Origin of the sequence: Chryseobacterium bernardetii, assembly GCF_003815975.1 — a bacterium.
GTDB lineage: Bacteria > Bacteroidota > Bacteroidia > Flavobacteriales > Weeksellaceae > Chryseobacterium > Chryseobacterium bernardetii.
Genome location: NZ_CP033932.1, coordinates 2,299,099 through 2,313,178, shown reverse-complemented (window position 1 = coordinate 2,313,178; position 14,080 = coordinate 2,299,099). Strand labels below are relative to the sequence as shown.

10 protein-coding genes are annotated in these 14,080 nt (G+C 37.5%); all 10 read right to left on the bottom strand.

The window, feature by feature from the left end; translation table 11 throughout:
* Position 1: 1 nt before the first annotated feature.
* Positions 2-2,167: a type VI secretion system Vgr family protein gene (locus EG339_RS10650; protein ID WP_123870173.1), complete on the bottom strand. Its 2,166-nt coding sequence runs from the start codon at positions 2,165-2,167 to the stop codon at positions 2-4.
* 202 nt (positions 2,168-2,369) lie between these two features.
* A complete protein-coding gene (tssD, locus tag EG339_RS10645) occupies positions 2,370-2,783 on the bottom strand; it encodes a type VI secretion system tube protein TssD (RefSeq protein WP_002984165.1) in 414 nt (137 codons plus the stop codon).
* Between the two features lie 475 nt (positions 2,784-3,258).
* The gene (locus EG339_RS10640; protein ID WP_123870172.1) at positions 3,259-4,137 is read right to left on the bottom strand and encodes a lytic transglycosylase domain-containing protein; all 879 of its coding nucleotides are present in this window, start codon (positions 4,135-4,137) and stop codon (positions 3,259-3,261) included.
* Between the two features lie 73 nt (positions 4,138-4,210).
* On the bottom strand, positions 4,211-6,706 hold the full coding sequence (locus tag EG339_RS10635) for an ATP-dependent Clp protease ATP-binding subunit (protein WP_123870171.1): 2,496 nt from the start codon (positions 6,704-6,706) through the stop codon (positions 4,211-4,213).
* Positions 6,707-6,983: 277 nt separating this feature from the next.
* A complete protein-coding gene (locus EG339_RS10630; RefSeq protein WP_123870170.1) occupies positions 6,984-7,655 on the bottom strand; it encodes a hypothetical protein in 672 nt (223 codons plus the stop codon).
* A 286-nt stretch (positions 7,656-7,941) separates the two neighbouring features.
* Positions 7,942-8,274: a hypothetical protein gene (locus tag EG339_RS10625; RefSeq protein WP_123870169.1), complete on the bottom strand. Its 333-nt coding sequence runs from the start codon at positions 8,272-8,274 to the stop codon at positions 7,942-7,944.
* 58 nt (positions 8,275-8,332) lie between these two features.
* A complete protein-coding gene (locus tag EG339_RS10620) occupies positions 8,333-10,036 on the bottom strand; it encodes a lipase family protein (protein WP_123870168.1) in 1,704 nt (567 codons plus the stop codon).
* 37 nt (positions 10,037-10,073) lie between these two features.
* Positions 10,074-10,751, bottom strand: coding sequence for a hypothetical protein (locus EG339_RS10615; protein ID WP_123870167.1), 678 nt, complete (start codon positions 10,749-10,751; stop codon positions 10,074-10,076).
* Entirely contained in the window at positions 10,751-12,115 is a 1,365-nt protein-coding gene (locus EG339_RS10610) for a zinc metalloprotease (RefSeq protein WP_123870166.1), read from the bottom strand. Before EG339_RS10610 ends, EG339_RS10615 begins: the two co-directional genes overlap by 1 nt.
* Before the next feature lie 3 nt (positions 12,116-12,118).
* On the bottom strand, positions 12,119-14,050 hold the full coding sequence (locus tag EG339_RS10605) for a type VI secretion system Vgr family protein (protein WP_123870165.1): 1,932 nt from the start codon (positions 14,048-14,050) through the stop codon (positions 12,119-12,121).
* Positions 14,051-14,080 lie beyond the last annotated feature (30 nt).

The window sequence follows — 14,080 nt, the reverse complement described above, 5'->3', positions numbered from 1 at the left end:
ATTAATTAATATCTACCTGCGTTCCTGTTATTTTTGTTTTTCCCTTAAAATTAGCTGTTGCTCCGCCTCCCATAATATCTACTTCAGGACTATTGATTGAGATCTTGTCTGGTGTAATTATAATCTCGCTACTTCCTACTTTAAGTTTTAATTGCTTAACTCCTGTTAAATCAATAGTTCCCGTATTATCCATTGTAAATACACTGTTTGTTCCTCCTACAGATACTTTATGAGTATTTCCAACATCTGCAATATGATCACATCCAACTTCTAATTTCTTATTATTACCAATTTTATCTGTTTTATTATTACCAACGGTTTTGGTACTGTTATTATTAGCATTATGTACTACATTTCCAGCTCCGTCAAAGAACATATTGGCACCTCCCTGATCTTTAAGGTTCATAGATCCGGCCCCGTTATCGTATTTTAATTCAGCTCCGCTTCTTCCACTAAAGCTCATCACATTATTCCCAGCACCTCCTCCGGCGCCAATGGCTCCATGAAACATTCCTCCCATTACAAACGGGCGATCCGGGTGCTGGTGTACAAAGTTGACGATCACCTGGTCCCCCACTTCAGGAATAGACATAAAGCCACGGTTCTTGCTTACTTTATCGCTGCTTCCTGCATCCGGAGACATTACACGGATAAATTCTGTGATATCCGGTCCGTTCTGCCAGTCAAACTGAACCTGAACTCTTCCCTGGTTTTGGGGATCTGTATTGGAAACCACTTTTGCAAACTGGGCCTCAGCTTTTGGCGTTTCAAATACCGGACGTGGGATAAAGCCGGTATCTGCAGCAATAGCCTCAAACTTACCATCATAATATCCTCTGGCATCTACCTCATGGGTAACTTCAGTAATCATAAGCTTGGTGAAATAAGAGGTGTCATTGCTTTCAGATTTACGCATTTCAATATCTGCTGTACATCCCGGATATAAGAAGGGAACGGTAGTAGTTCCTGAAGTGATGAAAACTTCTGAAGCTTTACTTCCGGCAGTTCCCTTTTGGGAAGCATTAATATCCATAAAAGATGAGGCTTTTATGGGTGCAACTCTTAAGGATGGGGTGGTAAAGGTTTTTTCTGATATTTCGTAGGCACGTCTTGCAATGTCTGAAGTATGATTGATTTTTGAGCTTCCACCGGTCATCTTCTCATTTTTACTGCTGTTATAGCCATAAAAGGAAGGACTTACATGCTGGGCTTTCATTTTGATCGCAATGTCAGTTACACTACTTCCATAGGTAAGCTTCACAGGTTTTTCCTGCGGCGGAAGCTGTCCGAAATGCAGTACTTCTCCATCATAATAAAACTGTTCACCGTAGGCTTCTGCAATTCTTGCAAGATAATTATAATGAGTCTCTTCGTATTGTGAGCTGTAGGAAACATTTCCATGCTGGGCATCTACTCTGAAGTCGAATTTATTCTGTCCAAGCCCTTCGGTAATTACATGATAGGCAATACTGTTCAGACTGATAGGCTGGTTGCCCCCAAAACTCTGAATATGAGGGGCCGCATCCAACAATATGGTAGGACTGTACCCTTTAAGAACAATATTTCCAAGGCTTCCTTTTTCCTGGCTGAAACCTACTTCTGTAACTACTCCTACAAAATTACGTTCCGCTCCTTGTAGAATATCTTTATATTTAAAGACAACAGTGATCCTTTTTCCCAGGAAATTCTGTGCTTCCTGAAGGTTATGATTTTCTGCACTGCCCAGTGTGTCATGAGCCAGTGTAAGGCTAAATTCATGATGTCTGGCAGCACTCTGTACCAGTTTAAAATGTTTAAAATGCTTAATAATCTGCCCTTCAATAACCACATCCAGTTTTACCACACGATTTATTCCGGCGATAATACTTTGGGGAATGGCTTCGGCATTGTGTATTTTTGAGGTAGGCTGCTTGGCCCACACTTTATTTTCAACTACAGAAGGATTGTTCGGAACAAAAGTCTGATTCATAAACATATTAGCTCCCTGCGCAGCGCCGATACCCTGTTGTCCGGCTTTTACAGCTTTCTTCACTTTACTGCCCGTTTTACTTACCTTTTCTTCAGCTTTTTTAGCAATGCTTTCCGTTACATTATTTAACTCCTCTTTGCTGCTAATCATATCAGTCTTTGGGTTATCTACTTTAATTGTCTTGTCATCCTGAAACATAATATCTGTGTTTAAGTTAAAAAAATAAAAAAACTGCTGATTTTACAGCAACAGAATCAAAAAATATACGGTTCGAATTACAAAATCTGCCTTTCATATGAATTCCTGATATCTAAATATCTTTATGAAAAAACAGGACAGCATACTCTTTCGAGCGCACTGTCCTGTACCAATTTTATTTTTACTAAGATGATGAATAGGCTTATTTACCTGCCGAAGGCCACAGTCCAGCGTATTGAGAAGTACCGTAGTCGATAGTTTCAGCACTTACTACGAAGCTGATCAGCATACTGTTGCTGTCTATAGCATCGAAGTCTACTTCGTGTTGGATAACGTATCCGTTCTCCCATTTCAAAGTGATCAGAGTTCCTTCTTCGTGAGATTTGTTGAAAACAATTTCTCCTACTGTTGGCTTATATTTTCCGTTCAATAAGCTTTCCAGGATGTCTGATTTTTCAGTAGCTTCTACTGTAACTTTGATCAATGCGTTGGAAGGATCTGATGCTACACGTCCTGATACGTCTGTTGATCTTGATACGCTGTAGTTCATTTTTAATAATTTCTGACCTTCTCCGTTGTTGAATTTTAAGATTCCTCTCGAATTTCTTTCTGCCATGATTTGTAAATTTTAATCGTTAATAATATTTTGTGATTCAGTGATTGTGTAGCAAATATAGAAGGTCTTTTTTCGGGAAAAAAACTTTTCATGAGAAATCTGAAAAATTGTAGTAATTCTACGACTTTTTGTAGTAATTCTACGATTTTGGATTTAATAACTCCACTTAATCGCTCTGCGGTAAAGGTTTTTCTAAACCCATAAAGTATTGACCAGAAGGAATATTTTCCACATAAACGAGAAATATTAATATTATTTTAAGTAATTTTAACATTTATTAACTTTTGCTTAAAAAACATAAAAAAATTGAGATTTCTGCTTTATTAAGATTTAAAAAAATATTTTTTTCAAAGAATTTCTATTCACAATAATAGAATCTCAGGTTTTGTCCTCTTTTTGAACACCACAACCGATTAAAAATAAAAAAATAACCAAGCCTGTTATGACTTGGTTACTATAAATATCATTAAATTGTTTAAGGCTGTATTCCTGCCCCATTTCCAGATGCTTCTTTAATTGATCTGGTAAGAATTTTATGTTTTCTGAGAAGAAAATCCGGCATCAGATCAGTAGGAAGATAAAAACTACTTTCTCCTTTTTTCTGTAGCTCTTCTGTAATTCCGGGATTCCATGCAAGAATTTTATCTACTTCCACGTCCAGTTCATCAGCTATTACTTTCAGATTAAATCCTGCATTGATCTCTGTTTCCGATAATGCTGCACTGGTTACTTTTCTGTTTCCTTCTTCAAAGAAGACTTTGTTGATCCTTGAGGAGTTATAATTGTTTAATACGCTCTGAAGCTCTCCTGTGGCATAACAGGCATTCAGATATTTTTTAACATGATTGATGGTTTCTGCAGGAAGATATCTGTAGAATTCGTGATATTGACTGGAACCTGCTGCCTGCATAGCTTTAGCAACATTTCCTTCACCGCAGTTATAAGCCGCTACTACTGTTACCCAGTTATTGTACTTTTTATACAGATTTGCAAGGGAAATAACTGCTGTTTTGGTACTTTTATATACATCTGTACGCTGATGTTCTGCAAGGCCATACTGGTTGGCATGTGCTGTCATGAGCTGCCATACTCCTACTGCTCCTGCTCCCGAGGTAATGTTTTTGTCAAAATGAGATTCAATAAGGGCTAGGTTTCTTAAATGCTTGGGAAGTCCTTTCTGAAGAAGCAGCTGTTCTATAAACTCAACAAGATCTTTGTTGGAATTAATGATTCCCTGGTATTTTCTCACACTGCTCTCCGACGTATCTGATGCTGCAAGAAACTGAGCATTTACCATAGCAACAGTTCCCAAAAGCATTATCCATGTAAAGATATTTCTGACAATTGTTTTCATCTCTAATGTATTTATATCAACAAGTAAAAAGGCTAAAAAGCAGATTTACCATTCAGCCTTTATGCTTTATAATTTAATCAACTTTCCAGCTTAATTTTTCTTCTTCTTTATTCCAGTCAACGTGAATGGTTTGTCCGGATTTCACTTCTTCTCTTACGATCATTTTGGAAATAGGCCTTGCCAGTTGTGCGCGGATCACTCCGGAAATCTGTCTGGCTCCGTATTTACTGCTGAATCCTCCCAGAGCAAGGTTTCTTACTGCATCATCACTGATCTTTAAGGCAATTCCCAGTCTTGTTAATGAGGTATGAAGTGATTTCAGCTGAATATTGAAAATTCTTTCTGCAATAGATTCTGTGATTGGTGCAAAAGGTATAATTTCTGTGATTCTGGCTAAAAATTCCGGTCTGAATCTTCCTGAATTGGACATAATCTGCATCAGTGAAGATGATTCAGGAACTTTTCCTTCTTCAAACTGTTTTACAATCTCTTCACTTCCGATGTTGGAAGTAAATAGGATTAAAGCGTTGCTGAAGTCTCCTTCTTTACCAAGCTTATCGTGTACTTTTCCTTCATCCATGATTTGAAGGAATACGTCAAATACTGAATGGTGGGCTTTCTCAATTTCATCAAACAAAACCACGGTATAAGGCTGTTGTCTGATCTTGTTAACCAACATTCCTCCTTCTTCGTACCCTACATATCCCGGAGGAGCTCCATATAATAAAGCTGCCGAATGCTCTTCTTTAAATTCCGACATATCAAAACGGACCATGGCCTTCTCATCGTTGAACAATAGTTCTGCCATTGATTTGGCAAGCTCTGTTTTTCCGGTTCCGGTTGGCCCTAAAAGGAAGAAAGATCCAATTGGCTGTCCCGGTTTGTTTAATCCGCTTCGGTTTTCAACAATAGCATCGGAAAGTATTTTTAGTGCATGGTCCTGACCAACTACCCTGTTTAATAGCAGGGATTCCATGTTCAGGAGTTTTTCTTTTTCCTGTGCCTGAATTTTCCCGATCGGAATATTGGTTTTAGCAGCCATTACAGCAGCCAGCTCCAAACGGTCTACTTTTTCTCTTTTTTTAGCAGCGTGCTGTAAAAGCTCTGCATAGGTATCTTCAATGATCTTCTGGATCTGATCTACCGGCATTGAGTTGTCCAGAGCGGGTTGTTCACTTAATGATCCCCATAAAATTGGGCTAATTTTATCTCTCAATAAATTATAAGTCCAGATCAGTTCGTCGGCTTTATCTTTATTATCAAGAAATTCTTCTTTTAAAATAGTGTCATAGCTTTCTTTCCAGCTGCCCAGTTCTTTTTCAGAAAGTTCATCCAGCATTTTAATGGCGGCCATGGTTCTGTCTAATAAATCGATGGCAGCATCGGGCAATTTTTTACCTTTTGCATATCTTTTTGCTAAACGTACACATTCAGGAAGCGCTGTTTTTTCCACTTCAATGCCATGGTGCTTTTTATAGCCTTCCAAAAGAACGTCAATCATCTTTACACAAGTTTTTTCATCCGGTTCATTCACTGTTAATACTTCAAAACGACGGTTGAAAGCCTGTTCAGGTTCAATAATTTTTCTGTATTCTTCCTGAGTGGTAGCTCCGATAACAGTGATTTCCCCTCTTGCCAGTTCAGGTTTCAATAGATTGGCGACATTCCCGATGCTTCCTTTCGGATCTAAAAGAGTATGGATCTCATCAATGAAAAGAATGGCTTTTTCAATTTTCTTACATTCATTGATTACTTTTTTCAGGCGGTCTTCTATTTCTCCCTTGTAAGAGGTTCCTGCTAATAAGGCTCCTGTGTCCAGTTCTAAAAGGGTTCCGTTTTTAAGCATTTCCGGAACGTTTCCTTTTGTAATTTCTATAGCGAAACCTTCTACCAGAGCTGTTTTTCCAACCCCCGGTTCTCCGATGATAATCACGTTCGGTTTGCTTCTTCTGCAAAGGATCTCAACCAGCATTCTTAATTCTTTATCTCTACCGATAATATTTTCCAGATCTCCATTTCTGGCCTGTGCTGTTCTATCTACACAATAACTTTTAATAGAGGGGAGAGACAAATCTGCAAAGTCTGAACCGTTGGAGAATAATGATGCAAAATCTCCGTTCTCAGAAACAGTAAACGGAGTATCTTTTCTATACAGGTTGAAGATATCATGTTCTCTCAGCGGCAATGACTTCAACTGCTGAAGTGAAAATACTACCTGAGGTTTTACAATGGCAGTAAGAATACAGATCGGGGTAATCTCATCCAGCCCAAGTTTTAAACGGATATCATCTGCTTCTTCTATAAGAGTATCTACAGCTTCATCCTGCCCTACTTCATCAGGAAGATGGCTGGTCTTAGGATATTCTTCAATACGTACATCTGCCCATTCGTAAAAATAGCCGGGATCTTTGTCTATACTTTTTAAAAATTCATTGAGACCAATATCTTTATGCATTAAAGCCTGCAGAATATGTGGGCCTCCATAAGTGGCATTATAGTTTTCCCTCGCTATCGACTGAGCAATATGAAATAGCTGCTTTACTGTTTCGTTGGTTACTAGTACTCCCATTTATAATTTTTCTTATATTAATATTTGCGTTCTGTTTACTATTGTTTTCAGATGATTTGATGTTATTTTTTCTTTTGAACCTCTACTTTTTATTGCTGATCATTCAGGAATCAGAAGCGGCTCTTTAATTCTGCTAAAATTAAATATTTTATTCTAAATGTGATAAAGATAGTTAATTCTTCAATTAGAGATGTAATAACCGGCTTTTTTTATCTTTCCAGCTTTTTTAAACAGGTTATAAAATCCCGTATATCTTTTCACAAAGTTTAATTTACTGTTATATATCCAGAAAATACAGAAGAATAAGACTTATCCACTGAAGGCCGATATAGATATAAAACATCATGGCTGAAGGTTCTGCCAGCTCATGTAATTTTTCAATCAGTGTAGTTTTAATGATATCATAAAAGTCTACATTTTCATCGCTTAAATTGAGTTCATCAAATTTCACCTTACTAAGGGCATATCCTAAAATTCGCTTAAGAATTTTATTTTCTGAGCTGTTTTTAAATTCATTTACCAACCTTACTTTTGCCAATGCATAATCTGTACTGTTGCGGACAACCATTGGCTGATTGTTTTTAATTTTACCAACCACTTTATCAATAAAGGGAACCAAAATGGTTTTGGAATGATCCTGGACAAGTCTGCTGATGATTCTGGACATCCCGTATTTTGTTGAGAAGATCCAGATACAAAACGGTGCGGCAATCATTAGGAGATAGAAAAGTCCTGCGGATAAAGGCTTAGCCATCACAGTTACCATCAGAAATCCAAGGGCTCCACTGTGTCCTAATGATGAGCCTAAACTTTCGGCCATAATATAAATCCCAAGAGAGAAAGTAATCACTGTTGAAAGAATCCCTATGGCATAAATCTTAAATAGACTGAAGATAAATACAGCAGACAGTTTTGAAAAGTATTTAATGTGATCTGTGATTGTGTTCATTAATGCTTAATTTGATAACATGGTTTTGTTTGTGAAGAATACTGATTCTTCTTATGAGTGATACAATATAATCAATATTTTAATTGTAAAAGAATCCGTAATAATCCCATATTTAGCATGACGTTCTTTGAATAGGTTTTCTTTTATACTTACTTATCGTTTTACTGATATACCTTTAAATTGGTAAGAATATTCTGGTTTTGATATCTGGTAATAAAACAGATCTGCTGGAAAGTAAAAACATTGCCCTTATAATTCTATCCTGCAGCCATTCAATCCTTACTATTTATTTAGCCAAGGGATCATCTATCAGCCCACTGATTCCTACATACCAGAAAAAAGCATGGTAAATGAAATAGAGGGCAGCTACCACAATAATTGCTATAAGAATCTTTAAAATGGTACTTCTAGCTACTTTTGCGAATAGAAAATGAGCTGTGGTTAAAAGTAAAGCGACTGGAGCGGAAAATAAAACACCAAATTTCAATATAATAGTTACAATAGATCCGGCATTTACTTCTACTTCGGGCATATCAATACACAGGAAGGAAACAATAAGGGTGTTAACCAGCAGAAAGAGTATCAGAAATTCAGCAAGAAATGATTTTAAGCCCGTCATAATAATATTTTTTAAATCCGGTAGTTCTTTATTATTTAATACAGGTTGCAACAGACAGTTATAATGTTGCTTTCTTCTTATATCCCGGATTTACTCCTGAACTGAATGCATTTTTTAATCCCTGCTCTACCTCCGGCCAGAACTGAGTATGGCTTAAACTATGCGCAGCCATAGCTAAATAAGGTACTGTTCCCGGTCTTTTCATCATATCTTTAATCTCTTTTTCATCTTTTGCAGTTACCAAACCTACATTGTATTGCTTTACAAGCTCAATATAAACGCCTAAGTTTTTTCGTAATATTTTGATCTGTGCATCAATTTCTCCAGTAAAATACACTTCTGCCCCATGCAATGCATAGGTTACATATCTTGCCTTCTTAGGATCTACAAACTGGCTGAGAAGTCTCATTAAAACTTCCTGAAGATTGTTTTTATGAACTGCATTTGATGTATCTGCAATAAATTTACTGCATGCAGCCTTTTTATTTCTGCTGTGATAATCATCTTTCTCTGTAATATTAACATCTAAAATCGGAAGCGCTTTTGTCTGGAGTACCGGAGACCAAGAGGTTACTTCTATGCTATCGGTAATCCCTGATTCTGCTGCAAAAACTTTTGCCAGGAAATTCAAGATAAAGCTATCAGTAACTCCTGTTTTTATACTGAAAAGGTTATTGATAACCCTGATTCCAGCTGCAAGATCCAAGTCTTCAAAAAATTCTGATCTTCCGTAACCTCCCCGGCGGCCAACACGGTTTGCATTGAATCTGCCATGACTTACAAACGTCCAGTGCTGGAATGTTTTCAACAATGTGATAAACTGATCCATTTCCCTTGTTAAGTTCGGCTTGGTTGGTTTTATATTTTCAAGATAATTAATAAATTCTACTGTAATCTGATTAATTCCCGATAGTCCTGTGGCAGTGGCTGTCCATAATTCCGGTCCTTCGGTATCATTATCAATCCATACATTCAATAAATGTTTGAAGGCGGCTGTATCTACTGTTCTTAAAGTATCTATACCAGTCTGGAAGCTACTCATCTGAAAATTTCTTAGGAAAATTTCAAGGTTTACCAAACTGAAATCTGCAATAAGCTGCTGGGTAAGGTCATATTCGTTATGAACATTGATGATCTTACACTCTTTATGCAGCTTGCTATGGTTAAGCTGATGCTTTTTCTTGAAGAATGGTGTTGATAAATAAGTAATACTCTTCACTTTCCATGGTTTAGGATATTTTGAATCTGTAGCAATAAGCTCTGTAAACTGATTGATAACATTTCCACCATGTGAATGTCCTATGAGATGGATGTGAACTTCCTGGTTTTTCCAGAATTTGTATACTCTTAAAAACAGATCCAATAACCGGTCTGCAGCTAAGTTTCTTTCTTTTGTGTCATTATCTCCAGACCAGCTGAAGAAGTCACCTTCAATATGAAGATCTAAATATTGTGGTTTAAGATCTTTTATTTTGTTCCAGAAATTGGTTTTACTGCTTCTCCAATAATCTGTATTGGCCTGATGCTTTAGTCCTGCTGTATTTATAGGGTCTGTAGTCCCGGCAACGAACATGACAATATCAATAACCCTTTTTTCTGATTTGGGCGGACTTTTAGGATCTCCATATTTTACCCCCTGTCCTACTCCTGTTTCAGTTACGGATTCTCCGGCAGAGGTAATGATGTTTTCCTTGGAATACATACTGTGTCCCTCCTGAGATATTTTAGTATAAGTCCCTTTTACAATTCTCGTCCTGCTCATAGCTTACTATTATTAAAATTTCCGTAATGATCAACTATTATTTTTCACTGATGATTCTACCGGTATTAGCATCCATCTGGTACACAACAGGTTTCCAGGCATTAGGTTCACCGGGAGAGGTTTTCATGATTTCCATGAGCTCTTTTTCTGAAAGTCTTTTTCCCTGCATAATCATAATATTCCATACAGGAATATCCTTATCATATACAATATCATATTTATTGGTTCCGTCATCATTTAGTCTTCCTGCTCCCGTTTTAAGATTAATATATCCTTTTTTATCCAGGAAACTCAATACATCCTGATATTTAATCTTTCCATAATTTTGATCTTCATCCACAGTTTTCTCAAGCTTTCCGTCTTTGTCATAGTATTCAGATTTTTCTACTTTCACCGTTTCGCTCACTCTGGTTTCTTTTTTCTTCAGATTTCCGTTGGGATAAAATTCTTTGTAAACATATAGAAATGAAGGCTTTGGAAGTAACTCTTCAAGAGTTCCCGCTTCATCCTTTTCCGGCGCTGACATTGATAAAATGGTGTATCCGTTTTTCAGTTCCAGTATCCCGTTACTTTCCTGATATTTTTTAAATAAATCAAAATCAAATTTTTCAACCATGGCACTCGTTTTATGATTTTTTTGAGTCTCTTCTTTTTTAGATTGGCAGGTACATATTACAAAACATAATATGGAAAGGTATATTAATAGTTTTTTCATTACAGCATAATTTTAGAGTTCAATACTTTCCATTGCCACTTAAAAACACTTATTCTTGGAATTTGTATATGATGACAATAGTCCATAAGATTATTTGTTTTATAGGCTTCATAGGTATATTTGGCTGGGGCATTTCCATCAAAAGTATGGGGCAATCCTAATGCGTGCATCAATTCATGGGCAACCGTTTCTTTTGAATGGGTATAAAACTGTACCGTAAAAGTGGTATTAAAATATGAAAAACCATTGGTATATGAAGCTATCTTACCATTCTTCCATCCCGGATATATATCTTCTATAAAAAATACTTTGAAATGCGAATCGTATTGGCTGCCGTATTTATCCCGGAATTTTTCTTCCAGATAATCTTTTAGACCACTGGAATTGTGTATATAATATTTACCATCTATCTTTTTACAGAATTTAGACCTAAAAGCATTATACAGGAAATTTCCCGTACAATCAATAGAGAAAGAGTTTTGAATGGTTGGGGATACCAGCGCCTGATTCAGGCATTCTGTAAAATACTGCTGACTGCCCGGTTTGGCCTTTCCTACTTTAATAACGTCATTAATATCCGTTTTTACAGAAATAAAAAGGGCAGAAATCTTTTTGACATGAGCTGAAGAGTTGGGGTGAATGATTAAGGCACCACAGATTTCTCCATCTGCCTTTACATACAGCATCTGCTCTTTTGAAAACTGTTCCTTACAGGTTATTTTCAGATAATTGGATTTGTCATACTTCCCTACTTTAATAACCCCGATCTCTTTAAGATTGAGTGAAAGGTATTTTTCTGCATCTTTATCTTTGAACTCAAAAGTCAGCTTTTGAGGTTTCTCTTTAATTTCAATTTTAAGAGTTAACAATGCAGATTTCCCTTTCAATAATGTCAAAACCGGTATCGGATACAGATAAGGTTTTTTATTGATTTTCTTCCAGGAAATAGAAAGACTTTTATAACTTTTCAGCTTTTTATCATACATGTTGGGATCTTTGTGGAAATTGGTATTCCAGCTGTTCCCGTTTTTAAAAACTGTAACATTATCAGCCTCGTAGTATTTTCCCATGACCGCACCGAACCAGTTATCTCCCAACTGTCCGGAATCCCCTTCTCTTAGCCAGTCAAAGCCAAAATCAGGATTGTCTTTATACTTATCATGAGGTCTGAATTTCACCATACATTTAGCCACCACTTCTCCAGCGGGTGGTTTTGAGGGGTTTCCATAGCTTACCCCATCGCTGGCTCCAGTTTCAGTAATGGCAGCTCCGGCGGTGGTGATAATATTCTCGTTAGAATACATGCTATGACCTTCCTGAGAAATCTTGGTATAAGTACCTTTTACAATTCTCATTCTGCTCATGACTTAATGGGCTTTAGATTTCTCTCCGCTATTATTTTGTACTTCTGCCTGGGCGTGTTTATGAACAAATTTTCCGGATTGGATATTCATATCCTTTTCACTCACTTCATGTCGCTCTTTTTTGGTTTCGCTAACTACGTCTCCATCGATCATTTCAGTTAATTTTCCGGTAATAAACATACTTGCATCTCCTACTACGGAAGTTAGCTTCATGGCTCCTACACTTTCTGTATGGTTCATTCCGATGCTGTTGGATTTATTCATTCCCACAGTTGTAGTCATGTTTTCACCAACATTGATGTTCATGTTCTTACAGTTCAGGGTCATGGTTTCCGGTGCAGTGATATTGATATTGCTTCCGGTAGTATCAAGGTGGATTTCGTTACCGCTTTTATCGGTGATAATAATGCTTTCATCTTCGGTGAAGACAATTCTGTGCCCGCTTCTGGTCTGGATAGATTTTACACGGTTATCTGTTCCTCCTCCAAGGCCTATTCCACCATGGAACATTCCTCCCATTACAAACGGACGGTCCGGATGGCTGTGTACAAAGTTCACCATTACCTGGTCTCCTACTTCCGGAATAGCTACATATCCGCGGTTTTGAGTGATCTGGTCAGTTCCTCCTGCATCAGGACTCATTACTCTTACAAAGTGAGTAGTATCATTCATCTGCCAGTCGAATCTTACCTGTACCCTTCCCTGTCCTTCAGGATCTGCATTAGCGATTACCGTTGCAATCTGAGGCTGAGCAATAGGAACTGTAAATTCAGGTTTTGGCAAAAATCCTGTATCTGCTGCTATAGATTCGAAACTTCCTTTATAGTGTCCAATGGTATCAATTTCATGAACGGCTTCAGTAACCATAACTTTGGTAAAATAAGAGGTTTCATTACTGTCCGGTTTTCTCATGTGAATATCTACAACACATCCCGGATGAAGGAACGGCACTGTAGTAGAACCTGAAACTGAAAATACACTCACCGCTTCACTTCCCGCAGTACTTCTTTGGGAATTTTCTACATCCAGATGGGTAGATGCCTTAATAGGAGCTACCTGAAGCGCCGGAGTTTTGTATATTTTCTCGTTATGGCTGTATGCTGTTTTGGCCAGATCTCCCAAATGGTTAATCGGGGTTTCGCCGGAAGTCAGCTTTTCATTTTTACTGCTGTTATAACCGTAATATTGAGGTTTTGTATGAACAGCTTTCAATTCTACTCTGATATCATCAGCATTGCTGCCATAGGTAAGCTTTATAGGCTTGTTCTGAGGTGGAAGTTTCCCGAAGTGAAGAACTTCTCCGTCATAGTAAAATTGCTCTCCATAGGCTTCTGCCATTCTTGCAAGATAGTTATAATGGGTCTCGTTATATTGGCTGCTGTAGATAATCTGAGAATAGTCATTGGTATCTACTCTGATATCAAAACGTCCTTTATCAATTCCCTGTTTGATTACTTCTTCTGCAATGATTCCCATATTAACGGGCTGCCCGCCTCCAAAACTCTGAATATGAGGCGCACCATCCAGTAAAATAGTTGGGCTGTATCCTGAAAGCACTATATTTCCAAGGCTCATCTTTTCCTGGCTGAATCCAACTTTGGTAATGATTCCTACGAAATTTCTTTCAGGACTGTTATCAATGTCTTTATAGGAAATAATAGCGGTAAGACGCTTCCCCAGAAATTTATTGGCCTCCTCAAGGGTATGGCTTTGCCTGTCTCCCAACGCATCATGGGCAAGGGTAAGGCTGAATTCGTGATGGTGACTCGCTTTTTGCTTAAGCGTGAAATGTTTGTAATATTTAATAATTTTTCCCTCCACAACCAGTGAAAGTTTTACCAACCGGTTGATCCCTGCATGGTGGTTTTCAGATACCCCATCAGCATTCTGTGACGGACGGAAAGAAGAACCCTTTGTCTTTGTTTCGGTTTTCATATGCTTGTGTTTAGTTTTAGTATTAAAGAT